The sequence below is a fragment of the Rahnella variigena genome (assembly GCF_003610915.1).
In the GTDB taxonomy this organism is placed as follows: Bacteria; Pseudomonadota; Gammaproteobacteria; order Enterobacterales; family Enterobacteriaceae; genus Rahnella; species Rahnella variigena.
The window spans coordinates 3,326,774-3,353,261 of record NZ_NSDJ01000001.1; the positions used below are offsets into that span (position 1 = coordinate 3,326,774).

At 55.4% G+C, this 26,488-nt stretch carries 22 protein-coding genes; 16 read left to right on the forward strand and 6 right to left on the reverse strand.

All coding sequences use genetic code 11. The features are described 5' to 3' along the window. Positions 1 to 114: 114 nt before the first annotated feature. The 3 genes from CKQ54_RS15390 to ascF all read right to left on the reverse strand — a co-directional run bounded on the left by CKQ54_RS15390 (position 115) and on the right by ascF (position 4,479). The gene (locus CKQ54_RS15390; protein WP_120163979.1) at positions 115 to 1,194 is read right to left on the reverse strand and encodes a glycoside hydrolase 5 family protein; all 1,080 of its coding nucleotides are present in this window, start codon (positions 1,192 to 1,194) and stop codon (positions 115 to 117) included. A gap of 364 nt (positions 1,195 to 1,558) precedes the next feature. Continuing rightward, positions 1,559 to 2,989, reverse strand: coding sequence for a 6-phospho-beta-glucosidase (locus tag CKQ54_RS15395; RefSeq protein WP_120163978.1), 1,431 nt, complete (start codon positions 2,987 to 2,989; stop codon positions 1,559 to 1,561). A 20-nt stretch (positions 2,990 to 3,009) separates the two neighbouring features. Next, entirely contained in the window at positions 3,010 to 4,479 is a 1,470-nt protein-coding gene (gene ascF / locus CKQ54_RS15400) for a PTS cellobiose/arbutin/salicin transporter subunit IIBC (RefSeq protein ID WP_120163977.1), read from the reverse strand. Positions 4,480 to 4,771: 292 nt separating this feature from the next. Here ascF and CKQ54_RS15405 point away from each other — a divergent pair, with 292 nt between their 5' ends. From CKQ54_RS15405 to CKQ54_RS15480, 16 genes are all read left to right on the forward strand, one after another. After that, complete coding sequence (locus CKQ54_RS15405; protein ID WP_120163976.1) at positions 4,772 to 5,788, forward strand: LacI family DNA-binding transcriptional regulator; 1,017 nt, start codon at positions 4,772 to 4,774, stop codon at positions 5,786 to 5,788. Positions 5,789 to 5,923: 135 nt separating this feature from the next. Continuing rightward, positions 5,924 to 6,151 carry a hypothetical protein gene (locus CKQ54_RS15410; RefSeq protein WP_120163975.1) on the forward strand — a complete coding sequence of 76 codons (228 nt, stop codon included), beginning with the start codon at positions 5,924 to 5,926 and terminating at the stop codon, positions 6,149 to 6,151. 347 nt (positions 6,152 to 6,498) lie between these two features. Continuing rightward, positions 6,499 to 8,583, forward strand: coding sequence for a putative bifunctional diguanylate cyclase/phosphodiesterase (locus CKQ54_RS15415; RefSeq protein WP_120163974.1), 2,085 nt, complete (start codon positions 6,499 to 6,501; stop codon positions 8,581 to 8,583). A gap of 722 nt (positions 8,584 to 9,305) precedes the next feature. Next, complete coding sequence (locus CKQ54_RS15420) at positions 9,306 to 10,040, forward strand: FadR/GntR family transcriptional regulator (protein WP_120164058.1); 735 nt, start codon at positions 9,306 to 9,308, stop codon at positions 10,038 to 10,040. Continuing rightward, a complete protein-coding gene (locus CKQ54_RS15425) occupies positions 10,033 to 11,055 on the forward strand; it encodes an ABC transporter ATP-binding protein (RefSeq protein ID WP_120164057.1) in 1,023 nt (340 codons plus the stop codon). The genes CKQ54_RS15420 and CKQ54_RS15425 overlap by 8 nt, the downstream gene beginning before the upstream one ends. Continuing rightward, positions 11,052 to 12,167 carry an ABC transporter ATP-binding protein gene (locus tag CKQ54_RS15430; protein WP_120164056.1) on the forward strand — a complete coding sequence of 372 codons (1,116 nt, stop codon included), beginning with the start codon at positions 11,052 to 11,054 and terminating at the stop codon, positions 12,165 to 12,167. The genes CKQ54_RS15425 and CKQ54_RS15430 overlap by 4 nt, the downstream gene beginning before the upstream one ends. Beyond that, the gene (locus CKQ54_RS15435) at positions 12,164 to 13,681 is read left to right on the forward strand and encodes an ABC transporter substrate-binding protein (protein ID WP_120164055.1); all 1,518 of its coding nucleotides are present in this window, start codon (positions 12,164 to 12,166) and stop codon (positions 13,679 to 13,681) included. The genes CKQ54_RS15430 and CKQ54_RS15435 overlap by 4 nt, the downstream gene beginning before the upstream one ends. A 17-nt stretch (positions 13,682 to 13,698) precedes the next feature. Continuing rightward, positions 13,699 to 14,643: an ABC transporter permease gene (locus tag CKQ54_RS15440; RefSeq protein ID WP_120164054.1), complete on the forward strand. Its 945-nt coding sequence runs from the start codon at positions 13,699 to 13,701 to the stop codon at positions 14,641 to 14,643. Position 14,644: 1 nt separating this feature from the next. Beyond that, positions 14,645 to 15,520 (forward strand): ABC transporter permease, encoded by an 876-nt coding sequence (locus tag CKQ54_RS15445; protein WP_120164053.1) that lies wholly within the window; start codon positions 14,645 to 14,647, stop codon positions 15,518 to 15,520. 29 nt (positions 15,521 to 15,549) lie between these two features. Then, positions 15,550 to 17,157: a gamma-glutamyltransferase family protein gene (locus CKQ54_RS15450; protein ID WP_120164052.1), complete on the forward strand. Its 1,608-nt coding sequence runs from the start codon at positions 15,550 to 15,552 to the stop codon at positions 17,155 to 17,157. Between the two features lie 471 nt (positions 17,158 to 17,628). Continuing rightward, positions 17,629 to 18,543 carry a dihydrodipicolinate synthase family protein gene (locus tag CKQ54_RS15455; protein WP_120164051.1) on the forward strand — a complete coding sequence of 305 codons (915 nt, stop codon included), beginning with the start codon at positions 17,629 to 17,631 and terminating at the stop codon, positions 18,541 to 18,543. Positions 18,544 to 18,673: 130 nt separating this feature from the next. Then, entirely contained in the window at positions 18,674 to 19,438 is a 765-nt protein-coding gene (gene fhuF, locus CKQ54_RS15460; RefSeq protein ID WP_112291665.1) for a siderophore-iron reductase FhuF, read from the forward strand. Positions 19,439 to 19,554: 116 nt separating this feature from the next. Next, a complete protein-coding gene (locus CKQ54_RS15465; RefSeq protein WP_013575718.1) occupies positions 19,555 to 19,893 on the forward strand; it encodes a hypothetical protein in 339 nt (112 codons plus the stop codon). A gap of 192 nt (positions 19,894 to 20,085) precedes the next feature. Further along, positions 20,086 to 21,405 carry an MFS transporter gene (locus CKQ54_RS15470; protein WP_120164050.1) on the forward strand — a complete coding sequence of 440 codons (1,320 nt, stop codon included), beginning with the start codon at positions 20,086 to 20,088 and terminating at the stop codon, positions 21,403 to 21,405. A gap of 2 nt (positions 21,406 to 21,407) precedes the next feature. Continuing rightward, entirely contained in the window at positions 21,408 to 22,262 is an 855-nt protein-coding gene (locus tag CKQ54_RS15475; protein ID WP_120164049.1) for a MurR/RpiR family transcriptional regulator, read from the forward strand. 64 nt (positions 22,263 to 22,326) lie between these two features. After that, on the forward strand, positions 22,327 to 23,415 hold the full coding sequence (locus CKQ54_RS15480) for an iron-containing alcohol dehydrogenase family protein (protein ID WP_120164048.1): 1,089 nt from the start codon (positions 22,327 to 22,329) through the stop codon (positions 23,413 to 23,415). A gap of 179 nt (positions 23,416 to 23,594) precedes the next feature. Here the strand turns inward: CKQ54_RS15480 and CKQ54_RS15485 are convergent, their stop codons facing one another. The 3 genes from CKQ54_RS15485 to CKQ54_RS15495 all read right to left on the reverse strand — a co-directional run bounded on the left by CKQ54_RS15485 (position 23,595) and on the right by CKQ54_RS15495 (position 26,469). Beyond that, a complete protein-coding gene (locus CKQ54_RS15485; protein WP_120162986.1) occupies positions 23,595 to 24,485 on the reverse strand; it encodes a LysR family transcriptional regulator in 891 nt (296 codons plus the stop codon). A 7-nt stretch (positions 24,486 to 24,492) separates the two neighbouring features. Beyond that, a complete protein-coding gene (locus tag CKQ54_RS15490) occupies positions 24,493 to 25,314 on the reverse strand; it encodes a M55 family metallopeptidase (protein WP_120162987.1) in 822 nt (273 codons plus the stop codon). Between the two features lie 90 nt (positions 25,315 to 25,404). Next, the gene (locus CKQ54_RS15495; RefSeq protein WP_120162988.1) at positions 25,405 to 26,469 is read right to left on the reverse strand and encodes a DmpA family aminopeptidase; all 1,065 of its coding nucleotides are present in this window, start codon (positions 26,467 to 26,469) and stop codon (positions 25,405 to 25,407) included. Positions 26,470 to 26,488 lie beyond the last annotated feature (19 nt).

Consider the following 26,488-nt stretch of genomic DNA (forward strand, 5'->3'; position numbering starts at 1 on the left):
GAAGGCTTTTTTTTTATAATTTCTGCATCAGGCGATATCAATGTTCAGGACAGATATGAGACGCATATCGCCTGCCGAAAAACCTGACGCATTGAATAAATCACTCCCTGCGCGTTATTTCATTCGTGTTAAACGGCGAACCAGGTCCATTTCTGCGCGACGGAACGGAATGCCGTATTCATCCAGCACATCGTGAAACCACAAATGCGCATAATCATGGTTGCCCTTACGCACCGAGGGCCACGGCAGCGTAGTTTGCGTTTTACCGCGCACTAATCCCCACTGATAACAGCCCGCATTGAATGCGCTGAACAGCGGCAGTTGTTCCTCGAACACGCTACCGACGTGGCGCGCCAGCCATTCGGTACATAACACCGGACGATCAAATTTCTGCCAGAAACGCAACGCCTGCAAAAGCTTCGGCGTGGCGACGTAGGCGTGGAAACTGATGATATCGGAAAGTTTTGCCGCTTCGACATCAATGGGATGGGTGAAGAATTCGTTTTCCGGCTCATCCGGATCCTGCGAGAAATGCCATGCGCAGACAGTCAGCGGCTGAAGCGGATCTTCATCCCGCGCCCAGACAAACGCCTTTTGCATCAGTTCCAGCGCAAAGACTTCGAGTTTTTCATCGTATGACACTTCCTCAAGCCCGCTGGCAAAAGTGCCACGGTTGCCCGGCTCGTTATACAAATCCCAGATAGCGATACGTTCATCGGTGCGGTAATAACGGACAATATCGCGCACATAACGCTCCACTTCCGGCCACATATCGCGGTTACACACCACATCGCGCCCCGGACTGGCTGCCGCCTGGCTGTTATGTTTACCCGGTTCCGGCGCTTTTTGCGGCCCGAGGAACGGCTCGTCGCCGGAGAACCCGCAGTCATCCATCAGCGTCAGCATCACTTTAATCTGATGACGGGCAGCAATCGCCAGAAACGCGTCAATACGCGCCAGCAAACCGTCGCGGTCATCCTGCCAGACAATAAACGGCAGATTGATGCGCAGCTGGTTGTAACCCGCCTCATGCGCCCAGCCGAGTTCCTGATCGATAGTTGGCGCATCAAAAGTCTCGCGCTGCCACATTTCCGTCCAGTTCACCGCCGTGCGTGGCAGATAGTTAAATCCACAAATCCAGCCTTGTTGCTGGCTCCACACGGATGCCTGCTCCCTGCTCCACTGCTGTTTCATTCATCGCTCCTGAAGTTAAATGCATTAACTGACATTATTAGCTGTCTTTTATTCTCTGCAGAGAATGGCTGCAAATTAATTGCTCAGGTTATGGAGTTAAGATCACACTCTTTTCACCTGATTCGCTCAGCCATCAGGGAATTTTAATGCGGTGACAGAGTGTGAAATTAAAATAGAGCGAAGGGATAAGCCGGAGTATAAAATTCTATTGGATACAATGAGATAATTATATTGCACGTTTGTTACGGATAATAATATTAATCACCATAAATAATGGCGGAAATAACGTCAGTAAATGAAATGAATGATTAATGCTTTCCGGTTAAAGGGAATATCTGATTTGCAGATATTCCCCTTTGCAGAATCAGTCCAGATCCACGCCGTTGCTGGCGATCACTTTCTTATACCAGTAAAACGATTTTTTTCTCTTTCTTTCCAGCGTGCCATTTCCGGCATCATCACGGTCGACGTAAACAAAGCCGTAGCGTTTACTCATTTCGCCGGTCGAAGCGGAAACCAGATCGATACAACCCCAAGAGGTGTAGCCGATCAGCGGCACGCCGTCGGTGATCGCCTCGCCCATCGCGTGAATATGCTCGCGCAGATAGCTGATGCGGTAGTCGTCGTTGATTTCACCTTGCGCGTTGATTTCATCTTTCGCGCCGAGGCCGTTTTCCACCAGGAAAAGTGGTTTCTGATAGCGGTCGTACATCATGTTCATGGTGATGCGCAGGCCAAGCGGATCGATGCCCCAGCCCCATTCGCTGGCGTCGATGTAGGGGTTTTTCAGCGATTTGACGATGTTGGCCGCGCTGCTGTTGTTGTCGTTCATGTCTGCCGATGCGCAGCGTGACGCGTAGTAACTGAACGAGACAAAATCGACGGTGTTTTTCAGGATCTCTGCGTCGCCCGGTTCCGTCACCACGTTCACGCCCTTGTCTGCAAAGACCCGCCGGGTGTACGTCGGATATTCCCCACGCGCCTGAACGTCGATGAAGAACAGGTTTTCGCGGTCTTTCTGCAACGCTGCCCAGACATCCGCAGGCTTGCAGGTTTGCGGATAAAAATTCCCGCCCGCCAGCATACAACCGACCTGATTTTGCGGATTCACTTCATGGGCGATTTTGGTCGCTAAAGCACTGGCAACCAGCTCATGATGCGCGGCCTGATATTTTACCTGCTCCTGATTTTCACCTTCTTCGAAGACCAGACCCGCGCCGGAGAACGGGCTGTGCAGCAGAATATTAATCTCGTTAAACGTCAGCCAGTATTTCACCAGTCCGTCGAACGCTTCAAAACAGGTACGCGCATAACGCGCAAAAAACTCGACCATTTTACGGTTACGCCACGACCCGTATTCGATCACCAGATGCATCGGCACATCGAAATGGCACAGCGTGACCAGCGGTTCGATGCCGTACTTTTTGCATTCGGCAAACACGTCACGGTAAAACGCGATCCCCTCCGCGTTCGGCGTCAGTTCATCGCCGTTGGGATAAATCCGGCTCCAGGCAATTGACGTGCGGAACACCGTAAAGCCCATTTCAGCCATCAGCGCGATGTCTTCTTTATAACGGTGATAGAAATCAATCGCCTGATGCGCCGGATAAAACTCGTCTTCTTTCAGTGAGAAACGTTTTTCCTGACCGGTTTTAACCGCCAGACGGTGCGCGCCGTGCGGGATCATATCAACCGTGGTCAGGCCTTTTCCGCCTTCAAAACTGCCGCCCTCAGCCTGATTTGCGGCAATCGCGCCGCCCCATAAAAAACCTTCAGGAAATGCTGATGCTGCCATGAGAAATCCTCTCCTTTAATTTATTTAACTGCGCTCTGCGAAACCGCAAAGGCGGCGGGAACCGTTGATTCCGGCGCTGTATTTTTTGGCGCCACGGTTTCCACCGGAATATCTTCAAATCCGAGTAACAGCGTGGTGAAGAAGGAAATCACCACCGCGAGGATCATTACGCCCGCGCCCCAGACAATGCTCATCGGGTTTGACGGGTCAAAGAACTGCACGCTGGTAAACAGCCCCGGTGACGCCATCGAATGGCTGGCAAGTCCGCCTAATCCGGCCACGCCACCGCAGATGAAACCACTGATTAAACAGGCGATCAGCGGACGTTTCAGGCGCAGCGCCACGCCGTAGAGCGCGGGTTCGGAAATCCCGGCGACAATCGCCGATGCCGCCGCCGCCAGCGCTGTCTGACGCAGCTCCGGGTTTTTGGTACGCCATGCCACCGCCAGCGAAGAACCGCCCAGCGACAGGTTCGCGCCAATTTCCGACGGCATCACCATCCCTTCTTTGCCGGTTTCGGCGATGGTCTGAATAATGGTTGGCGTGAACACGCGGTGCATGCCGGTCATCACCAGCAACGGCCAGGCCGCGCCCATAATGGCGACCGAAAGCCAGCCGAGATAACTGTGAACGGTGTACACCACCGCCGAAATCCCGGTACCGATCCAGATACCCAGCGGGCCAATCAGCATGATGGCGATCGGTGCCGCAATCAGCATGATCAGCATCGGTTTGAGGAAGTTTTTGGTCACTACCGGTGTAATACGATCGACCCATTTTTCGATGTAAGACAGCAACCAGGTCATACATAGCGCCGGAATGACGGTGTAGGTGTATTTCACCGCCGTCACCGAAATACCAATAAATTCGACTTTTTGCCCCTGCGCCGCTTTCGCCATTAAATCGATAAATGCCGGATGCACCAGAATCCCGGCAATGGCAATCGCCAGCGACATATTGGTTTTGAATTTCACTGCCGCCGACGCTGCCACCATCACCGGCAGGAAGAAGAACGCGCCGTCACCGATGGTGTTGAGGATAATCAGCGTCGACGCCCCCTTGTCGAAAACACCGGTCATATCCAGGATCATCGCCAGCAGTTTCACCATCGAGCCACCGATAATCGCCGGGATCAGCGGTGACATGGTGCCGATCAGCGCATCCAGAATGCCGGATCCAATGCGTTTGAGCGTGATTTTGCTTTTAGCCGGAGCGTCCTCACTGGCCGCAGCAAAGCCTTCCGGCAGCAGTTTCAGCACTTCAGCGTAGGCCTGAGAAACGTTGTTACCGATGATTACCTGACAATGTTTTTCATTGCGCACCACACCCATCACGCCGGTAATGGCTTTCAGCGTGGCGGTATCGACGGCAGACTCGTCATTCAGCACGAAGCGCAGGCGTGTCATGCAGTGCGTCACTGCTGCCACATTCTCCGCACCACCGATTGCCGCGACAACCGACTGTGATATTGCTGCAAAATTTTTAGACATGAGTAACAACTCTCTCGGATTCATAGGGTTATGAATGTTCTTCAGAAGCCCTGGCTTCTGTGAAACCGCTTTTTATGCAACGTACTGGTTCTTTTATGAAAGGCTGTGAAACGATAGGTAACCGGTTTCATACGAGAATGTGCAGTTCTATTCCTGACTTCAATAAAAATCTGCAACGCTGTTTTATTTTTGTGACACCGATCTCCCGCTGGCCTTCAGCCGGGCTGAAATCATCGCAATACGCGGGGAATGTGTAGAATGACGGATAATTTTTCTTTTTTGGGTGCGGCAGATGTCAACAATGCAGGAAGTGGCTAATAAAGCGGGAGTTTCCAAAGCCACCGTTTCCCGAGTGCTTTCCGGCAAGGGATATGTGAGCCAGGAAACCAAAGATCAGGTGTTTAAAGCAATTGAGGAAGCGGGCTACCGGCCGAATCTGCTGGCACGGAATCTGGCGACCAGCAAGTCAATGTGCATCGGACTGGTGGTTACCAATACCCTGTATAACGGCAATTATTTCAGCGAGTTAATCTCACAGGCCGCCAAAAAACTCGATGCCAACGGACGTCAGCTGATCCTGGTCGATGGCAAACACAGCGCCGAAGAAGAACGTGAAGCCATTCAGTTTCTGCATGATTTGCGTTGCGACGGCATTATTATTTATCCGCGCTTTTTATCCGTCGATGAAATGGATGACATCATCGATAAATATAATAAGCCGGTGATGGTAGTGAACCGTAAATTACGAAAACATCAGAGCCATTGTATTTATTGCGATCACAAAGGTTCAGGTCTCCAGGCCACCAATGCGCTGATTGAGCGCGGCCATCGCAATATTGCTTTTATCACCGGCTCGATGGATTCCCCGACCGCGATTGAACGCCTGTCAGGTTATAAAGAGGCGCTGACGGCAGTTGGTTTACCAATAAATGATGCATTGATTATCTCCGGCAAATGGTCAGCAGCCAGCGGTGCCGCCGCCGTGGAAGCCCTGCTCGCCGCCGGTCAGACGTTCAGCGCCATTCTTGCCAGTAACGACGAAATGGCGATCGGCGCGATGAAGAAACTGAATGATGCCGGAATCGCTGTCCCCGCCGATGTTTCGGTGATCGGGTTTGATAATATCCCGACTGCGCCGTTTCTTATTCCGGCGCTGTCGAGCGTGAAAGATCCGGTCAGCGATATGGTCAGCGAAGTCATCAGCCAGATTATTTCCATGCTCGATGGCGGTTATTTGTCCGAGCAGAATAAGTTTGTATCGGAACTTATTTTGCGGGAGTCGGTGACGAGCGGACCGGATCTTCCTTAAGCTTTCCGTAAACGCGGTTTAAATTATCCGTTAAACACCACCGATTAAGCCTTTTCCGAATTGTCGTTTATCCCTTTGCCCTGCATTGTGCGCGTGAACATGATCCACCGTCATGACGGGACACAGGAAACAAAAATGAAAAAATCTGGAATGGTTGTTCTTTGCGCAGCGCTGCTGGTTGCGAGTGTCAGCGTCTTTGCTGAAGGCCCGCATCAGCCGCCGGTTAAAGAACCGCAACCGGTACATAAAACGCACAAGCCGGTTGTTCATCATCAGCCTGCGCATCACAAAGCTAAACCGGTGCCGGTTCATCACAAGGTGAAACCAAAGCCGGAGATGAATAAGCCCGAACATCGCGGCTAAACAATTTCATGACAAGCCGCACACTGTTGCGGCTTTTTTGCATGCTGATTAAACACGTGTAACACCTGAACGTTGTGTGCCTTTTTATTAAAGTTACTTCCCCGCCTGCCGATAACTTCCGTGCTATTTAAAACCCAAAGAGTGAATTTCACTTAAGGCCGATCTTTTTGCTAAATACGCTTAAATTTAAGCACGTTAGAAGCAAAATTTGGCGAAGTAAGAATTATCTTATGCTAACGTTTCATCCGCACATCACAGCAAAAATGCGTCGGGACAGGCGCACTATTTAGCCGGACTTTAGTACGGAAGGATCCCCGTAAAGGCGGCAGGCTAGCAGGCAAAATAAAATGAGCGAAGATTCTGATGTATTGTATCGGTTGCTGGTTCAGCGCGTAGAAGACTACGCGATTTACATGCTTAAACCCGATGGCATTATTGCGAACTGGAATGCCGGTGCGCAGCGGGCAAAGGGTTATACGCCCGAGGAAGTGGTCGGAAAGCATTTTTCGTGTTTTTACACCGAAGAAGACCGCAAAAGCGGCTGGCCACAGCACGGCCTGGAAACAGCGCGCGAAACCGGCCGCTATGAATCCGAGGGCTGGCGACAGCGCAAAGATGGCACTCTCTTCTGGGCGCACATCATTATTGAAGCGTTGCGTGAAGCCGGGGAAATCATAGGTTTTGCCAAAATCACCCGCGATGTGACAGAACGTCGTGAAGCCGAACAGGCATTGTTACAGGCCAAAGAACTGGCTGAATCTAACAGTGAGCAACTCGCTTCCCTTTCGCAGTTTCTGAATACGGTCATCGCCAATATCCCGTCATCCGTGATTGTTGAGAATGCGGTTTCCCGCGAGATCTTACTGGTTAACCGTCAGGCAGAACGTTTACTGGGCATTTCACGTGAAAAAATGCTCGGTAAACGTCCGCAGGATTGCATGGGTTCAGGGCTGAGCACCTTTATCAATAAGCAGTCGGACGAGTGTCTGCGCGCTGAAGGGGTTCACCGCAGTGAACAGCAATTGCTGACCGCCATCGGCGACCGCACGTTGCAGACCACCAGTTCGGTGATCCGCGGCAACGATCCGCAGACCAGTTACGTGATGATGATCGCCGACGACGTGACGGATCAACAGGCCGCACATGCCCGGATTCATCACATGGCGCACCACGATAATCTGACCAGCCTGCCGAACCGCATTCTGTTCAGCCAGCGTCTCAGCGAGGCGTTGCAGCGTGACAGTTATAGCCACAGCCACACCGCCACGCTGTGTCTGGATCTCGATAACTTCAAAAACGTCAACGACGCACTGGGCCATCAGATTGGTGATGAACTGCTGCGTGCGATTTCCAAACGTCTGCGCATGACGCTTCGTGATGACGATACGCTGGCGCGCATTGGCGGCGATGAATTTGCCGTGGTGCTGCCGGGGCTGAAAGACATTTCAGCGGCACATCAGATTTCTAAACGACTGATTGAATCAGTGCGCCCGCCAGTGATCATCGACGGCCATTCGCTGTCTGTCGGTCTGAGCATTGGTATTGCGCTGGCAGATTCGGCAGAAAATACCCCGGATCAGCTACTGCGTTGTGCGGATATGGCGCTGTACGAAGCCAAACGTAATGGCCGTAACCGCTACGAAGATTTCCGCATCGAAATGGATGCCGCCGCCCGCAAACGCCGCGTGGTGGAAATGGATTTACGTGATGCAATCACTTGTAATCAGCTGCGTCTTTACTATCAGCCGATCACCGATGCACGTCATGATGCAGTCATTGGATATGAAGCGCTGATGCGCTGGCAGCATCCGGAAAACGGACTGATTATGCCGATCGATTTCATTCCGATTGCCGAAGAAACAGGACTGATCCACAGTCTTGGCTCATTTGCTTTGCACGAAGCCTGCCGTGAAGCGACCACCTGGAAAGGCAATCAGACGGTTGCGGTAAACCTTTCACCGATCCAGTTTAAAAACAGCGGGCTGGTGTCTGTGGTGGAATCTGCGCTGGAAGCTTCGGGGCTGGATCCGTCACGTCTGGAAGTTGAAATCACCGAATCGGTATTGCTCGATAACACACTGGGAAACATCAGCATCCTGCGCAAACTGAAGGCGCTCGGCGTGCGCATTGCGCTGGATGATTTCGGCACCGGTTATTCGTCGCTGAGTTATCTGCGCTCCTTCCCGTTCGACAAAATCAAAATCGACCGGTCGTTCATCAATGACATGCAGGACAGCCGCGAGGCTCTGGCGATCATCCGCGCCATTACTGGCATGAGCCGCAGTCTGGACATTCAGACCACAGCGGAAGGTGTGGAAACCGACGAGCAGTTCCGCCGTCTGAAAGAAGAAGGTTGTACGTTGTTCCAGGGATATTTCTTCGGACGGCCTCAGCCCTCAGAGTCAAGACTGGTTGGGTTTGCACCCCTCTGATGATAGGTATTAGACACGGGTTTTGTCGGGAGTGATTGGGGGAACAGCGGTATATATGGCTGTTATTTCTGACGATTGTTTTTGCACCACCCCCTGCGAAAGGAAGCGAGCTGACCGTGTTTCCCTCCACACCATAAGTGGCTGTTGCCCTGCACCTCCCCCTGCGAAGGGGGAGGTTGGGAGGGGGTTTTAAGGGCTAATACCCGGTCAAAGTATACTCCAACTTATTGATTTTACTTTAATACCCCACCCCAACCCTCCCCTTCGCAGGGGAGGGAGCTGAACTGAATTCCCTGGCTACTCTGCGAAAACCTGACCAGTCCTCACAAACTTGCAGACGAAACCACTGCCCGTGTCCGCTACGACTTGCGAATTATTCCTTATTACCCCGCCCAACCCTTTCCTTCTTTGGTGAAGCAACGATATAGCGAACCATTAGCCAACTTATTACGCTTATTTGATCTACTTCTCATACCGCCACACCACGCACCATTACGATCCGTTAACATTAATTTAACGCACCACACGCGTGCATATCAGCCAGATATCAACATCTTAGAAATACTGAAACCGATCTTCCGATTAAAGCGTGTAATTTTTAGTCGTTTGAAATTAAAAACAAATTTGCCGTTTTGCCTAACTTTCTCATGAACCATTACAAAATTGGTTCAGAAAATGCAAAAGACTGATTAACGATTTAATTCCCAGCGGGAAACTGAAATATGCCAACGAATTCCGGGGCGCTGTCCCCTTCTAACGGGACCTCGAACTCAGCACTGGAACAGCTGCGTCAGCTGATACAGCAGCATCCGGATCAGACTCAGCCGTTACCGGCGGAACGCGATCTGATGCAGATGTTTGACGTCGGCCGCCGTGAAATCCGCCGGGCGCTGGATGTGCTGGCAGAAGAAGGCCGCGTGTGGCGCAAACAGGGGAAAGGCACGTTCATCGGGCCGAACGGTCCTGCGCAGCCGCTGAGTTTGCAGACGTTACCGAAGCAATCGAACTTGCAGGAAGTGATGGAAGCGCGTTTGCAGATCGAACCGGGGCTGGCGAAATACGCCGCACTGCGCGCCACGCCGGAACAGATACAGCTGATGCGCCGTCTGCTCGACAAGGTGAAAACCATGTCACGCGGCGATCCGGATCAGATTGAACTGTGGGACAGCGCATTTCACCGCGCAATTGCCGATGCCGCCGGTAACCGGTTGTTGCTTGGATTGTTCGATGCCGTCGATGCCATCCGCCGTGATCCAAGCTGGCTGGCGGTGCGTAACGCCGCACGAAATCAGGAGCGCCTGAACCGTTACGACGATCACCATGAGCGCATCGTAGAACACATCGCCGCACGCCAGCCCAAAGAGGCCGCCAGAGTCATGCGCGAGCACCTTCTGGCGTTGCAACAGGCGTTTCTTTCCACCCTGAATGATGATGACGAGGATTTTACTGATGACTGACCCGGCCGAACCCGTCACGCCGCTTTTACATATCAGCGACCTGCGGGTGCAGTTTTCCGGCTCCCCCGCGACCGTGCTCGACGGCATTTCCTTGCAGCTGGAAGCCGGAAAAACGCTGGCGCTGGTCGGGGAATCCGGTTGCGGCAAAAGCGTGACATCGCTGGCGCTGATGGGGCTGTTACCTGCCAGCGCCAATGTGTTGCAGGGCGATATCCGCCTGAATGACACCTCGCTGCTCGGACTTTCTGAACGCCAGTACGCAGACCTGCGCGGTCAGGAGCTGGCGATGATTTTTCAGGAACCGATGACCTCACTCAATCCGGCGCTGACACTCGGCGATCAGCTGGCTGAAGCCGTAATGCGCCATCAGGGTGCGGATAAAAAACAGGCACGAATGCAGGCGCTGGAAATCCTGAAAAAGGTGCAAATTCCTGCGCCGGAATTGCGGATGGACGCTTATCCGCATCAGCTTTCCGGCGGTATGCGCCAGCGGGTGATGATTGCGATGGCGCTGATCAACCGTCCGCAATTGCTGATTGCCGACGAACCGACTACCGCGCTGGACGTCACCATTCAGGCGCAGATCCTCGCCCTGCTCAACCGCATTCAGCAGGAAACCGGCAGCGCATTGTTGCTGATCACCCATGACCTCGGCGTGGTGGCGGAAGTCGCTGACAGCGTGGCGGTGATGTATGCCGGACAAATCGTCGAACAGGGTCTGGTGGCCGATATTTTCAATAATCCGCAGCATCCGTACACCATCGGGCTGATGGGGTCGATGCCGTCGCTGGCCTCGCGTCAGGGCGCACTTTCCACCATTCCCGGTGCCGTACCGCTGCCGAAAGACATGCCGAAAGGCTGCCGGTTTTCGACGCGCTGTCCGTTTGCCGATGCGCGCTGCCATCAGGAACGTCCGGCGTTGCATCCGCTGCATCAGTCTTCGCACCACGTCGCCTGTTTTTATGCGCCGCTGGAAAATTTTTTTGCCCTGTCCGCTGAAGGAGCCTGCGCATGAGTCTCGCACCCCGCCCCATTCTGGAAGCCGCCGGGCTGACCAAAGTCTTCAAAGGCCCTTCAACGCTGTTCACGAAACCCAAAATCGTGCAGGCGGTGGATCGCATTTCGCTGCGCGTCTGGCATGGCGAAACGCTGGCGATTGTCGGCGAATCCGGCTCGGGAAAATCGACCCTTGGACGTCTTTTATTGCAATTGCTCAGCGCCACCGACGGCGACGTGTTTTATGAAGGCGAAAACCTCAAACAGTTTTCTGCTGAGCAGATGAAAAAGCTGCGCCGCGACCTGCAAATCATTTTTCAGGATCCGTTTGCCTCGCTCAACCCGCGCATGACGGTAGAAGAAATCGTTGGCGAACCCCTGTGGTTGCACAACATCGTCAGCGGCAAAGCGGACAGGCAGGCCAAAGTGCGCGAACTGCTGACTACCGTCGGCCTGCCCGCCGCATTCAGTAACCGTTATCCGCATGAGTTTTCCGGCGGTCAGCGCCAGCGTATCGGCATTGCGCGTGCACTGGCGTCATCGCCAAAACTGCTGCTGGGTGATGAGCCGGTGTCGGCGCTGGATGTGTCGGTACAGGCGCAGGTAGTCAATTTGCTGGAAAATCTTAAACAGCAGTTTGGCCTGACGATGATCGTCGTCGCGCACGGTCTGGCGGTGATCCGCCACATGAGCGACCGCGTGGCGGTGATGTACCTCGGGCAAATCGTCGAACTCGCCAGCACCGATGACATTTTTGACCAGCCGCTGCATCCGTATACCCAGGCGCTGATCGCTTCCGCGCCACAGCTCGCACCGGGGGTGAAACGTCCGGTGCCGCTGCTGCAGGGCGATATGCCCAATCCGGCCAATATGCCGACCGGCTGCCGTTTCCATACCCGCTGCGCCTACGCCACCGACGAATGTCGTCTGGTGGAGCCGCAACTTGAAACCGTCAGTGACAACCGCATGGTGGCCTGCCACCGCTGGAGCGAACTGCAACGGGATCGCACTTCGGTGCTGGTTCCGCCGCCGTCCGCCGCTTTCACCTTACGGCGTGCGCTGTTTGAACAAGCGAGCCAGAACCGGCTTTCACTTTCCACTCCGACATCAACTCTGGGAACCCGACCATGAAATTTGCACCCCGCTTAACTGCCTGCATTCCGGCCTTCATGTTGCTGACGTCTGCGGGCCTCGCCCATGCGGAAAGCACCCTGCGTATCGGCCTTGGCAGCGATCCTGACATGCTGGATCCGGCCACGGCGCGCACCTATTACGGGCGTTTCGTGTTCAGCGCCATGTGCGAAAGGCTGGTCGATGTCGATCAACATCTGCAAATCGTACCGGGTCTGGCGAAAGACTGGGCGTACAGCGAGGATGGCAAAACGCTCACCCTGAATTTGCGCGAAGGCGTGACTTTCCAGGACGGCGAAAAATTCGATGCGCAGTCAGTGAAATACAACATCGAACGTTATCTGACGCTGCCGGGTTCTTTGCGTAAAAGTGAGCTGTCCTCGGTTGAATCCGTGGAAGTCACCGCGCCATACACCGTGGTTTTCCATCTGAAAACGGCGGATGCCGCGCTGCTGATGCAACTGACTGACCGCGCGGGCACCATGATGGCGCCAGAGGCAACGGCCAAAGGCAACGTGGCGGCACATCCGGTCTGTTCCGGCCCGTATGAGTTTGTCAGCCGCGTTCAGCAGGATCGCATCGTGCTGAAACGGTTTGAAAATTACTGGAACAAAGGAGCATATCACTTCGATAAAGTGGTGTTCCTGCCGATCCCGGATGCGTCCGTGCGCCTGGCTAACCTGCGTGCGGGTGATCTGGATATCACCGAAGGTATTGCCGCCAGCGACACCGCCACGGTGAAAGCCGACAGCAATCTGCAACTGGCCAGCACCACCGGCCTGGGGTATATGGGGCTGACAATTAATCTCGCCAACGGCACCGCCAACACCAATACACCGCTGGCGAAAGATGCCCGTGTACGTCAGGCATTATCGCTGGCGATTGACCGCGACGCATTGAATCAGGTGGTGTTCCAGGGGCAGTACACGCCGGCGAATCAGGCCTTCTCGCCTGCCAGCCCGTATCACGCCGACATTCCGGTGCCAAAACGCGATATCGAAAAAGCCAAAGCGCTGCTGGCGGAAGCCGGTGTGAAAACGCCGCTGACCATTGATTTCCTGGTCGCCAACAACCCGACGTCCCAGCAGGTAGCGCAGGTGCTTCAGGCGATGGTCAGCGAAGCGGGCATCAACCTGAATCTGCAAATGACCGAATACGCCACGCTGCTGGATCGCCAGCAAAGCGGTGAATTCAAAATGAGCATGTCCGGCTGGTCAGGACGCCCGGATCCCGACGGTAATATCTTCTCGTTCCTCAATACCAAAGGCGGCCTGAACGATGGCAAATACAGCAATCCACAGGTTGACCAGTGGTTGCAGGAAGCCCGTCTGACCAGCGATGTGGAGAAGCGTAAAGCTCTCTACAAACAGGTCGTTGTACAGGAAAACCTCGACGATCCGCTGGTGTATCTGTACTTCGAACCGCGCATTTTCGGTATCAACAAGAAAGTGACCGGTTTCGTGCCTTACGCCGACGGGCTGATCCGTTTGCAGGGTCTGGCGCTGAACAAGTAATTGCCTGAGGAAAGACAATGTTAGAACTGGTGGTGAAACGGCTGATTTCAGCCATACCGACGTTGTTTCTGGTCACGCTGATGGTGTTCTCGTTGCAGAAATTGCTGCCGGGCGACCCGATCACCGCGATGGCTGGCGAGGAACGGGATCCGGCAGTCATTGCGCAGTTACGCGAGCAATACCATCTGAATGATCCGATCCCCAGCCAGTATTTCCACTGGGTCGGCAACGCGCTGCGCGGTGATTTCGGCACCTCGCTGCGCACTCAGGAACCGGTGTTACAGCTGATCGCCAGCAAACTGCCGGTGACGCTCGAACTTTCGCTGCTGGCGATGATTGTGGCGCTGATCATCGGCATCACCATGGGCGTGCTGGCGGCGGTGAACAAAGGCACCTGGATAGATAACGGCACCAATTTTCTGGCGCTGTCGGGGATTTCAATCCCCCATTTCTGGCTGGGTGTGCTGCTGATTATGCTGTTCTCGGTGAAACTGCACTGGCTTCCGGCGTCCGGTTACGTGCCGTTCTCAGAAGATCCGCTGCAAAACCTGAAAACCATGTTGCTGCCTGCGGCGGTGCTCGGCACCGGCCTTTCCGCCACGCTGATGCGCCATACGCGTGCGGCGATGATTGCGGTGCTGAAAGCCGATTACATCCGTACCGCCCGTGCCAAAGGGCTGCTGCCAAAAATGGTGATCATGAAACACGCGCTTCGCAATGCGCTGGTGCCGATCATCACGCTGACCACCTTGCTGTTCGGCGAACTTCTGGGCGGCGCGGTGCTCAGCGAGCAGGTATTCACCATTCCGGGCTTTGGCAAAATGATCGTCGATTCAGTGTTTAACCGTGATTACGCCGTAGTTCAGGGCGTGGTAATGGTGGTCGCGGTCGGTTTTCTGCTGATGAACCTGCTGGCCGACGTGTTGTATGTGCTGGTCAACCCACGTATGCGGAGAGCCTGAGATGAGCGTATCTGTGATTTCCGTGACAACGTCACTCCCTGTCCGCGAACCTAATCGTGTGCTGCGCAAATTTTTGCGTAATAAAAGCGCGGTGATTGGCGCAGTACTGGTCGTCACCTTCGCCCTGCTGGCTTTACTTGCGCCGTGGATTTCACCGTTTGATCCGATCAAAGCTGATTTCATGGCAGTGCGTAAAGCGCCTTCTGCCCTGCACTGGCTGGGTACCGATGAGCTGGGCCGCGACATTTTATCGCGCCTGTTCTGGGGGGCACGCACCTCGCTGATGGCCGGTTGTGTGTCGGTGATTATCGCGATTGTGATTGGCGTGCCGCTCGGCCTTATCGCCGGTTTCTGGCAAGGCTGGCTGGACAGCGTGATTTCCCGCGTGGTTGAGGCGCTGCTGTCGTGTCCGTTTCTGGTGCTGGCGATTGCGCTGGGCGCGTTCCTCGGTCCGAGTCTGGGCAATGCGATGATCGCTATCGGGCTTTCCGCCATGCCGATTTTCGCCCGCCTGACGCGAGCGCAGGTGATGAGTATCCGCAACGAGGAATACATTGAAGGCGCGCGGGCGATTGGTCTGCCCGACCGCTGGATCCTCTGGCGCTATGTGCTGCCGAACGTGCTGTCGCCGATTCTGGTGCAGGCGACGCTGGCCATTGCCTCGGCGATCATCACCGAAGCCAGCCTGTCGTTTCTCGGCCTCGGCCAGCAACCGCCGGACGCCTCATGGGGTGCGATGCTTAATACTGCGCGCAGTTTCCTGGAGCAGTCGCCGTGGATGTCGATTTTTCCCGGTCTGGCGATTTTCCTGACCGTACAGGGTTTCAATTTGCTGGGTGACGGGCTGCGTGATGCGCTCGACCCGCGTTCTGAATAAACCGTTTGCCGCTTTTTTAAGGAAGAAACATGTCTGAGAATTACGATTTTAACGTAGCTTATCCGACCCTGCGTCCCTCGATGATGGGGGCTAATGCGGTCTGCGCGTCACAACCGCTGGCCGCACAGGCCGGTATGAAAATGCTGATGCTGGGCGGAAATGCCGCCGATGCGGCCATCGCCACCGCTATCGCCCTGACCGTGCTTGAACCAAGCGGCAACGGCGCAGGCAGCGACGCGTTCGCTATTATCTGGGACGGCAAAAAAGCCCACGGACTGAATGCTTCAGGCCGTTCACCCGCCGCGTGGACACCGGAATATTTCGCCGCTAAAGGTCTGGACGCCGTGCCGACCTACGGCTGGGATGCCGTCACCGTACCGGGCGCAGTCTCCGGCTGGGTGGCGCTGGCAAAACGCTTCGGTACCCTGCCGCTGACCACGCTGGCACAACCGGCGATTGATTATGCCCGTAACGGTTTTCCGGTATCGCCGCTGATTGGCCGCCTGTGGGAAATCGCGGTCAAAAAACTGCATAACCAGCCGGGCTTTATGGAGTGTTTCGCGCCCGAAGGTCGTGCGCCGAAAATCGGTGAAATTTTCCGTAATCCCGCACTGGCGGATTCACTGGAACTGATCGCCAAAACTGAAGGCGAAGCGTTTTATCGCGGTGAACTGGCAGAAAAAATGGTGGCGCACAGTCAGGCCCACGGCGGCGCGCTGACGCTGGACGACCTGGCGAATCACAAAGCCGACTGGGTGGAAACCATGCAGCAGTCTTTCGCGGGCGGTTCGGTTCATGAACTGCCACCGAATGGTCAGGGTATCGCCACGCTGATCGCACTGGGCATTCTCGACAAACTGGATATCGGCAGCCAGCCGGTTGACTCGGTCGAAACCACGCACCTGTGCATTGAAGCGATGAAACTGGCGCTGGCGGATTTGGATCAGCACGTCACCGACAGCGAGCATATGTTCTTCGATCCGCAACTGTTTCTTAACGACGATTATCTGGCACAACGCGCGAAACTGATCGACCGCAGCAAAGCCAGCGACGTGACCTACGGCGCACCGCGTCCGGGCGGCACAGTGTATCTGACAGCGGCCGATTCCAGCGGCATGATGGTCTCTTTCATTCAGTCGAATTACATGGGCTTTGGTTCCGGCGTCGTGGTGCCGGGCACCGGTCTCAGCATGCAAAACCGTGGCTGTGGATTTACTCTCGATGCGGCACACGCCAACTGTGTCGCGCCGAACAAACGCACGCTGCATACGATCATTCCGGCCTTTGCCCAGGACGCCGCAGGTAAACCGCTGATGTCATTTGGCCTGATGGGCGGTCCGATGCAGGCACAGGGACATCTGCAACTGGCGCTGCGCGTGATGCTGTATAAACAAAATCCGCAGGCCGCGATAGATGCGCCACGCTGGCGGATTAACGGCGGGCGTCAGGTGGCGATCGAATCGACCTTCAATCACAACACGCTGGCTGCACTGCGCGCGATGGGTCATGAGCTGATCGTCGAAGACCCGCTCGGCGGCCATTCGTTCGGCGGCGCGCAGGTGATTGTCACTAATCCGGCAGGCGGTTATCTGGCGGGCACTGAATCGCGCAAAGACGGACAGGCGCTGGTGATGTAGTTTTGGTTTTCCTTCCATCGTGAATGGGTTTTGCCCTGCTCCTCCCCCTGCGAAGGGGGAGGACGGGAGGGGGTTTTAAGGGCTAACATCCTGTTTAAACAAACCTTAACATCAGTTTTTGACCTTAATACCCCTCCCCAGCCCTCCCCTTCGCAGGGGAGGGAGTTGACAGTGTTTCACTTTGCACCGCGAGCGGGTTTTGCCCTGCTCCTCCCCCTGCGAAGGGGGAGGACGGGAAGGGGTTTTAAGGGCTAACACCCTGTTTAAACAAACCTTAACATCAGTTTTTGACCTTAATACCCCACCCTAACCCTCCCCTTCGCAGGGGAGGGAGTTACCCCCGCCTTTGTGACTTCCCTCCCAAATATTAGCTAAATCACTGTAATTCGATCCCATCGCTATAAAAATTTGAAACAGCGTTCTATAAATGGAGTGTTGAGTACTTTGCACTTTCATATGGAGAACGAATGTATGACCAGTCCACTGTTTCATGGCGTGATCCCACCTGTCGCGACAATCCTGAATGAGAACGAGCAGCTTGACCGTCAGGGGATGGCGCGTCTGATTGATTTTACGATTGCAGGCGGCGTAAACGGCCTGTTTTTTCTCGGCAGTGCCGGGGAATTTGCGCATATGTCGCAGGCGCTGCGTCACGAAGTGGCGGAGTTCTGTACTCAGCACGTTGCCGGACGCGTTCCCGTCCTGATTGGCGCAGCGCATCCTGGCACAGCAGAAACACTGGCGTTCGCGCAGCATGCGAAAAGCGTCGGTGCGGATGGCGTGGTGGTGGTGAATCCTTATTACAATCCGGTGACTGAAGAAGCGCTGTATCTGCATTACCGCACGATTGCTGAAAACGCGGGTTTACCGGTGATTATGTACAACTATCCGGGGCTGACCGGGCAGCCGTTGCCCGTCAGTCTGATCAAACGTCTGGCACTGGAATGCCCGAACATTGTCGGCCTGAAAGACACCGTCGACAGCCTGAACCACATCCGCGAAACGATACAGGCCGTGAAACCTGAGCGCCCTGATTTCGCGGTGTTCTCCGGGTACGATGAATATCTGTTCGGTACGCTGATCCTCGGCGGCGATGGTGCAATCCCCGCCAGCGCCAATTTCGCCCCGCAGCTGACCTGTGGAATTTACCGCGCCTTTAAAGAGAAAGATTTCGCCACCGCCGTCGCACTGCAACAACGGTTGTCATTTCTGCCGCCGCTTTACACGCTGGATACGCCAATTTACAACGTCATTAAATACGCCATTTCACAGGTCATCAGTGGAATGCCGGTGCATTCACTCAAACCGGCGCTGCCGCTGAGCAATGACAAACAGAAAATTGTGCGTGAGATTTTGAAACAAGCTGGCGTCAGCGTCGTCTGCTAAACCCCCTCCCGGCCTCCCCTGAACTGCGGGAGGCAAAAACCCTCAATCTAAATCGAAATCATTACTATTCCGCTTTAATATTCGTTACTCTATTCCCATGATTTACCAAGCCGAATGACTTCATAACGCAATGATGCAAACACTCCTCGACAGTTTCCGCGAAACGCCTGTGAGCTGGGTCGCCGACACTTTCAAACCGATGTCGCCGCTGGTGACTAACGCCGTGCCGATGTCGCATCTTACGACGGCGGAAGGTTGTGCCAGCGTGCTCAAACGCTATCTGGACGCCAATGCGGCCGATGCCGCGAAGTGCGATACACGCCGGGCGCGGATCTCGATGTGGTCACAATGGTATTTCGCCACGCTGCTGCCAAGCTGGGTGATCGTCTCCTTGCGCCATGGCTGGCAGCTGCCAATCGCTGCTGAAAATGTCTATCTGTGTATGCAGGAAGAAGGCTTACCGGCGCAGATTTATCTGGATGGCGAAGGCGAAGCGCTGACGTCCGCCGAGCCTATGGCGCGTTTCGATGTGATGATCGAGCAGCAATTACGCCCTGTTTGCGAAGCGCTGGCCGAATTCTCCGGTCTGAAACCGGGCATTTACTGGAGCAATGCCGCAATACGCGTCGGCTGGGGCGTCAAACAGGCGGAGCTGGTCAATGCCGATATCTCTGACGGTATGCAACTGATGGCGTCGCGGGAGCTGCGTTATGGCGGCAAAAATCCGTTATTCCAGCCGCTGCGTGCGGAAGATCCCTCCGACCCTGACAGCCCGCAATACCGCAAGCAATGTTGTCTGCGCTACGATCTGGCCGATCACGCCATGTGTCCTTCCTGCCCGTTATTGCTAGCAGAGCGAAAATCTGGCAAAAGACGTAAAACTCTTGCGGAGTAATTTGCAGATCTGCCAGCCACTTACAAAACCTGAATAAACTTAGCGTAAAAAATGATTGGATCTTAGCAGCGGATAATTATAAGAATTGGGTTATATAGACCAACGAGGTATTTATCATGACTATGAAAACACCGAAGAGCTGGCCCTCCGCTCTTAACTCGCTGGCCTCAGAGGTGATTGATTCTCTGGCGCAACCCGTTAACCGCGTATGGAATACGTTAACTGGCAAGCAAGAACCGCTCAGAGCAAGGATTGTTCATCGTTACGCGATTCCGTCTTCCCGGACGATCAGCGTCACGGAAGGGTTCTTCGGATTTATTCCGGTGGAATCTTATGAGAACGAACGTTTTATTCTGGAAGTCGCTTACGCTGACAAACAGTACCAGGTAGAAGTCCCGCGGGCTTACTACCAGAAAAGCAATATCGGTGACGGCATCGACATCCACACGCTGTAATCGCACCGCGTTAAACAGGCTGCTCCTTTCGAGGCGCAGCCTTTTTTTATGCCAAAAAACCTGCCTGACCCCACACTTCCCGCTTTTATTTTGTTCAATACATGAAAATTATTGACATAATAATCACCGAAATTTAGAAAATTATTTACATCTTAATTCGCCCGCCATTTTCTTTTTCTTGTGAGGTTTATGATGACCCGCCAGGTTTCTCCCGCAGTCGCCAGCGCCAGCCAGTCACGTCGCGCACTCGTCGCCGGTTCTGTCGGCAACTTTATTGAATGGTATGAATTCGGTGTCTACGGCTATCTGGCGACGATCATCGCCGGTAACTTTTTCACGCTGGAAGGCCAGACCGGCATGACCGGTTTACTCCTGACGTATGCGTCGTTCGCGCTGGCATTTTTCTGCCGTCCGGTTGGCGCGATCATTTTTGGTCGCATCGGTGACCGCATTGGCCGCAAGCCGACACTGATTGCCGTCGTTCTGCTGATGACACTCGCCACGGCGATCATTGGTTTGCTGCCGACGTACGCGCAGATTGGTGTGGCCGCCCCGCTGTTGCTGACGCTGATGCGCATGTTCCAGGGCTTGTTTGCGGGCGGTGAATTTGGCGGAGCGGTGTCGCTGATGACCGAATTTGCACCGAAAGGTAAACGTGGCATTTATGGCGCGTGGCAGTCGTTTACCGTGTCGCTGGGCTTGCTGACCGGCGTAGCGCTGGTGGCGTTGCTGGTTCAGACGTTGCCTGAAGCGCAGATGAAAGACTGGGGATGGCGTGTTCCTTTCCTGCTGGCGCTGCCGATGGGGCTGGTGGCGCTGTATCTGCGCCTGAAACTCGATGAAACGCCAAACTTTGTCGCCAGTAAAAAAGCCGGGCCGAAAGTGCAGAAAACGGCGGCAGAAAAAGCCTCTGCCATTGCCACCGCTAAGGCCATCGCGCTGGGGATTGGGCGCATGATGGGCTGGTCTGCGGGCGGTTATACTTTCCTGGTGGTCATGCCCTCTTATCTGCAAACCTCGCTGCACGCCACATTTTTACAGGCGCTGGTAGCAACCGTACTGGCAAACGTCGGTTTCGCACTGGCTATTCTGCCCTCCGGCTGGCTGAGCGATAAAATCGGTCGCAAGAAAGTGATGATGATTGCCGTATTCGCGGTGATTGTGCTGAGTTTCCCGCTGCTGCATCTGCTGCAAAATCCTGAAAGCAGCCTGCTGGCGAAAGGCATTGCGGTGCTGATTGCCGGTGCGACGATCGGGATGATTGCCGGTCCGGGTCCGGCGATGCTGGCGGAAATGTTTCCGACCCGCGTGCGTTATACCGGTCTGGGATTATCCTATTCATTGTCGAACGCCGTGTTCTCCGGCTGTGCGGGACTGATCATCACCGGCCTGATTAAAGAAACCGGCAATCTCGATATTCCGGCGTATTACGTGGTCGCCACCTGCGTGGTCAGCCTGTTTGCGCTGATGTCGTTGCGCAAAGACGACCATTTACGCGATCTGGACGAATAGCCATGAGTGACACCCATTTGCAGGCGCGACTGAACGCATTACAGGGCAGCTTTTCTCCGGCGGAAACGCGCATCATCACGATGATCCGGCTCGATCCGCCGGGCGTCGCCAATATGGGTGTGATGGAGCTGGCAAAGTCCGCGCAAACCAGCACCGCCACGGTGGTACGCACCAGCAAACGGCTCGGTTTCAGTGGCTATCCGGCGCTGCGGCTGGCGTTAGCGGCAGAGTCCTCCAGCCCGATGCCTGTCGATATGCCGCTGGCCGCGAATATCGGCGAGAACGATTCGCCTAAGCAAATCCTGCAAAAGCTGCTGGAATTTGAAGTTAAAGGGGCGAATGAAACCACGCAGTTACTGAGCGCGGCGATGCTCGAACAAGCAGTGGCGTTTCTTTCGCAGGCCCGGCGGATTGATATTTACGGTGCCGGTGCGTCGGCGCTGGTCGCGCAGGATTTCTGCCAGAAACTGCGGCGTATCGGCGTTGTCGCCCAGACTTACGGCAGCACCGATGAAAGTCTGGTGAGCGCCTGTCAGCTTGCTGCCGGGGATGTCGCGCTGGCAATTTCTCACTCCGGTAAAACCGCCGGAGTGGTGGAAGCCCTGTCGCAGGCTAAAGCCGCCGGCGCAACGACACTGGCGATCACCGCCAATGGCCGCGCCGCCGTCGCCCGCAAAGCGGATGTTGTGTTGAGAACCAGCAATCGCGAAATGGGTTTTCGTGCCGCTGCTATGGCCAGCCGCACCAGCCAGTTGCTGATTATTGACTGCCTGTATATGGGCGTGGCGCAGCGTCTGCCGGGCGCACGTGAGGCATTGCGCAAAACTCACGAGGCGGTACAACAGCACCGCCGCTGATATTCCTCCGTTACACGGCGCGCCTTCTATACTTCATAAAACACTCCGGTTTATGAGGGCATGCATGTTCACCCATCGTTTGGTATTTCCTGCCAGCGTCCTGCGCGGACGCGGCGCCATTAAACATCTGGGCGCGATGTGCGGACGTTTAGGCCAGCGGGCAATGTTAGTGGGCGGCCAACGCGCCATTGCCAGCGTCGAGGCGAAAGTCGCCGATCAGCTCGAGCAGCAGATGGTCAGTTATCTGGGCAGTGAAATCTTCGGCGGCGTCTGTTGTCAGGAGGAAATCAACCGGCTGGCCGACGTGTTCCGCACGCAAGGCGTGGAAGTGATTATCGCCACCGGCGGCGGCAAAGCACTGGACACCGCCAAAGCGGCTGGCGTGGCCTGTAATATTCCGGTAGTAACCTTACCGAGCATTGCGGGCACCTGTTCAGCGGTGACGTCGCTGGCGTTCCGTTATCATCAGGACGGCGAGTTCCGCGACATGATGCCATTACCCTGCGGCCCCGCCGCAGCGGTCATCGACGCTGATTTGCTGGCGACCGCCCCGCTGCAATGGCTGTCGGCGGGGATCGGCGATACGCTGGCAAAATGGTATGAATACCGCGCCATCAGCGACCTCAGTCAGCTTACCGGCCTGGCGGGTGTCGCCCGAACCAACAGTGAACTCTGCTATACGCTTATCGAACACTTCGCCGCTGACGCCTGTTTCGCCGTACAAGACGGCAAAGCCAACAACGCTCTCGAACAGGTGCTCGACGCCATTTTCCTCTACGCCGGACTGACTTCCATCATGAGCAACGGCGCACACACTGGCGCTTCCCACGCATTATATGAAGGTTTCACCGCCTGCCCGAAAACCCGCCACATCGCCCATGGCCTGCTGGTGGGTTACGGCAATCTGTGCCTGCTGGCACTGGAAAACCGCAGCGACGAGGAGTTGCTGACCGCTATCGCCCTCGCCCGCGCCAGCGCCGTTCCGACGCAGTTAGCGCATATCGCGACAGGGCTGACTGAGCAGGATCTGGCGGTGATTATCGACCGGAGCCTGAGCACGCCTGATATGGCGAACATGCCAGGCGATATTACATTTGAAGATGTCAGGAGGGGGATTGAGAGGGTTGAGGTGCTCGGGGCAAAAATTAATTAGTTTTTGGGATGCCCGTAGCGATAGGGCTAAAGCGGCCATGACTCTGCTCCTCCCCCTGCGAAGGGGGAGGTTGGGAGGGGGTTTTAAGGGCTAACACCAGAGTAAAGCTAACATCAACTCTTTGATTTTACTTTAATACCCCACCCCAACCCTCCCCTTCGCAGGGGAGGGAGTAAGGCTCAGACTCCCTGAATTCTGAGATCCCACAGCTTACTACGTATCAGTTGTTTCAGCCGGTTCGATGCCTGCGATGCCGGCTGGTCCCGCCTGCTAAGCAGAATCACCTCAAACGGCAGCGGTTCCACCACCGGCACAATCTTCAGCTGATCGACATACCGCCGGGCGGTAAAGGTATCGACCACGCCGACACCGCCGCCAGCCAGCACCATGTCAGCGATCACCGAGTAGGTTTTGATGAACAGCGCAGAATGCGGCATCAGACCGTTTTCCCGCAGGACGCGGTTGAGCACCTGACCCAGCGGATCCTGCTGCTGCAACATCAGCAGATCGTTTTCACACAGCCAGGCGAGCGATACCGGCCCTTCGACGTCCGAATCTTTTGGCAGCAGCGCTACCATATTGCCCTGATAAATCGACTCGGCGACCAGTTCCTGTGTGGCCTGCTCGCCGAACGCCAGCGCGAAATCCATTTTGTATTGCAGCAGGTCCTGACTCAGGGTGTTGAAATGTCCGGTCACCAGTTCGACGCTGCCGCCGGGCGTCTGACGGCGGAAATCCACCAGCACCGGTGCCATCACGCTATGCCCCAGCGCGTGCGCAGAACCGATGCGTACATGCTGCCCTTCGCCTTGTCGCAGCTGTTCTGCCAGCTCGCCGATGGCCTGGATATGGCTGAACAGCGCCTCGACTTCCGGCATTAACCGCCGACCTTCCGGCGTCACGATTAATCCCTGCGGCGTTCGGTCGAACAAGGTAAAACCCAGTTGCTGCTCAGCGTGATTCAGTACGCGGCTGACGTTGGGTTGCGACACGTTGAGCAAACGCGCCGCGCCGCTGACGCTGCCCGCCTGTAAGACCGCCTGAAACACTTCGATGTGGCGTAAACGCATTCCTGCCCTATTTCTGCGTGGTCGCTAAGTACGAGAAGGCACTTAACAGGCTGATAATGTTGGCGACGGTCGGGCTGTGATAACCGACAGTGACCGCATCAAGACGCTCAACGCCCGGGATCAGACAGAATAAATCTGCCAGTACCGGTTTGGCGGTCATCAGCTCAAGATGATAAGGCGCGCTGAATCTTGCGGCGGTGAGCGGTGCAGGTTTGCTGACCGCAATCGTCGCCTGTTTGCGGATTTTTGCACAGGCGATAGACGGGCTGTCGGACTCGGCCGCATTGGCGGAAATCGCCCGTTTGACGCAGACATATTGCGATTCAGGGTAATAACGGCGGATCCAGGTTTCGAGGTGATCGTCGCCGGTGACCAGCCACAATGGAACGTTAAGTTCCGCACCGGCAGCGGCATATAAGTCGCTTTCGCCGACCACGTTGCCGTTGAGTTTAACGCGGTAAAAGGCGCGGCCATTGATGGTATGCGCCAGTACGCCGTTTTCGCCCGCGGCAGTGTGATAGCCGACAAACATCAGGCCGTCGTATTGCTGTTGCTGCAACCCTTCGACCATCGACAAACCGCGCGGTTTGCCCTGTACCAGACGGGCACGCGGGTCGATTTTATCGGCACGCAGGTTTTGCATCATCGCGTGGCTGTCGGCAACGGTGACTTCCATCGCGCCACCGGCAAATGCGCCGTCGATGGCGGCGTTGACTTCCCCTTCCATCAGCGCACGGGCAGCGTCGTAATCGGCGTTGCCCGGGCTGCATTGTTCCGGGCGCATTACGCCTGCAATACCTTCAATATCCGCAGAGATAAACACTTTCATCAGTCGTTCCCTTCTTGGTTTGGTTACCAGACGGAGGCAAAACCCACCCCCCATCCCAGCCTTCCCCTCGTGAGAGGGGAAGGAGCCAGGCTAGTTCGCCAGATTATCTAATACTTCACTCAACCCCAGCCGGTAATGTCCGTCGAATCCGCAGACGGTTTCTGCACTCAGTAAGGCATCAATAATAGCGTGTTCTGTAGCATCTGCCGCCAGCGCCAGCAAAGGCTCAAGTTCGGCATCCGGTAATGTGACACCGTCACGTTGGGTGGAAAACGCCAGCGCGATATCCCCTGAACCGTGGCCCCAGTAACTGCCGAGACGGCCTAACCCGGCACCGGCGCGTTTAGCGATGCGTCCGAGCTGGCGGCTGTCGAGATAACGGTCGCAGGCCATCACAATAATGATCGAACCCGCATCTACCTGCGGGGCCAGTTGCGTCTGGATTTGGGCGATGGCATCTCCGGCACGTACGCCGTCGAGGGTCAGTTCAGAGAGTTTGCCAAAGTTCGCCAGCACCAGTACGCCTAATGTCGCGTTTAGCGTTTCGCACCAGCGTGAGGCCGTACCGATGCCACCTTTTAACCCGAAACAACTCATGCCCCGTCCGGCACCCACGCTGCCACGGGCGAAGGTTTTTGTCGCGCCGTCGAGTGCGGTCAGCGCATCGTCTTCACTGACAGCCATCGCCTGAATATCGTTTAAATAGAAATCGTTGCACTCAAGGATGACCGGATTGATGGTGGAGTCCGGGCGGCCAATTTGCGGGAATTGCTGGCAGCTGCGTTTCACCATCGCGTTGAATAATGTGCCAGTGGCGAAGGTATTGCTGAGCAGCACCGGCGTTTGCAGTTCGCCCAGTTCCATCACCTGAATCAGCCCCATCGGTTTACCGAAACCGTTTAACACCGCCACGCCGCACGGCAGCGGTTTTTCATACAGATTATCGCCCGGCGGCACGATGGCGGTGACGCCGGTCTGCACATCTCCGGCGGCCAGCGTGCTGTGTCCGACAGTCACGCCGGACACATCAGTCAGAGAGTTGGTGGCTCCGCACGGGAAACGCGGGCGAAAAATCTGGCGCGACGTGCGCCAGCGTTGCAGCAAAGCAGACAGCGCCTGCTGCTGAAATTCATCTTCATGTTGTTGCGGAGGCATCAGTTTTCCGTTTCAGCTG

Coding starts and splice junctions, on each gene's coding strand:
- CKQ54_RS15390 (WP_120163979.1), bottom strand. CDS start 1,194: ATGAAACAGCAGTGGAGCAGGGAGCAGGCATCCGTGTGGAGCCAGCAA.
- CKQ54_RS15395 (WP_120163978.1), bottom strand. CDS start 2,989: ATGGCAGCATCAGCATTTCCTGAAGGTTTTTTATGGGGCGGCGCGATT.
- ascF (WP_120163977.1), bottom strand. CDS start 4,479: ATGTCTAAAAATTTTGCAGCAATATCACAGTCGGTTGTCGCGGCAATC.
- CKQ54_RS15405 (WP_120163976.1), top strand. CDS start 4,772: ATGTCAACAATGCAGGAAGTGGCTAATAAAGCGGGAGTTTCCAAAGCC.
- CKQ54_RS15410 (WP_120163975.1), top strand. CDS start 5,924: ATGAAAAAATCTGGAATGGTTGTTCTTTGCGCAGCGCTGCTGGTTGCG.
- CKQ54_RS15415 (WP_120163974.1), top strand. CDS start 6,499: ATGAGCGAAGATTCTGATGTATTGTATCGGTTGCTGGTTCAGCGCGTA.
- CKQ54_RS15420 (WP_120164058.1), top strand. CDS start 9,306: ATGCCAACGAATTCCGGGGCGCTGTCCCCTTCTAACGGGACCTCGAAC.
- CKQ54_RS15425 (WP_120164057.1), top strand. CDS start 10,033: ATGACTGACCCGGCCGAACCCGTCACGCCGCTTTTACATATCAGCGAC.
- CKQ54_RS15430 (WP_120164056.1), top strand. CDS start 11,052: ATGAGTCTCGCACCCCGCCCCATTCTGGAAGCCGCCGGGCTGACCAAA.
- CKQ54_RS15435 (WP_120164055.1), top strand. CDS start 12,164: ATGAAATTTGCACCCCGCTTAACTGCCTGCATTCCGGCCTTCATGTTG.
- CKQ54_RS15440 (WP_120164054.1), top strand. CDS start 13,699: ATGTTAGAACTGGTGGTGAAACGGCTGATTTCAGCCATACCGACGTTG.
- CKQ54_RS15445 (WP_120164053.1), top strand. CDS start 14,645: ATGAGCGTATCTGTGATTTCCGTGACAACGTCACTCCCTGTCCGCGAA.
- CKQ54_RS15450 (WP_120164052.1), top strand. CDS start 15,550: ATGTCTGAGAATTACGATTTTAACGTAGCTTATCCGACCCTGCGTCCC.
- CKQ54_RS15455 (WP_120164051.1), top strand. CDS start 17,629: ATGACCAGTCCACTGTTTCATGGCGTGATCCCACCTGTCGCGACAATC.
- fhuF (WP_112291665.1), top strand. CDS start 18,674: ATGATGCAAACACTCCTCGACAGTTTCCGCGAAACGCCTGTGAGCTGG.
- CKQ54_RS15465 (WP_013575718.1), top strand. CDS start 19,555: ATGACTATGAAAACACCGAAGAGCTGGCCCTCCGCTCTTAACTCGCTG.
- CKQ54_RS15470 (WP_120164050.1), top strand. CDS start 20,086: ATGACCCGCCAGGTTTCTCCCGCAGTCGCCAGCGCCAGCCAGTCACGT.
- CKQ54_RS15475 (WP_120164049.1), top strand. CDS start 21,408: ATGAGTGACACCCATTTGCAGGCGCGACTGAACGCATTACAGGGCAGC.
- CKQ54_RS15480 (WP_120164048.1), top strand. CDS start 22,327: ATGTTCACCCATCGTTTGGTATTTCCTGCCAGCGTCCTGCGCGGACGC.
- CKQ54_RS15485 (WP_120162986.1), bottom strand. CDS start 24,485: ATGCGTTTACGCCACATCGAAGTGTTTCAGGCGGTCTTACAGGCGGGC.
- CKQ54_RS15490 (WP_120162987.1), bottom strand. CDS start 25,314: ATGAAAGTGTTTATCTCTGCGGATATTGAAGGTATTGCAGGCGTAATG.
- CKQ54_RS15495 (WP_120162988.1), bottom strand. CDS start 26,469: ATGCCTCCGCAACAACATGAAGATGAATTTCAGCAGCAGGCGCTGTCT.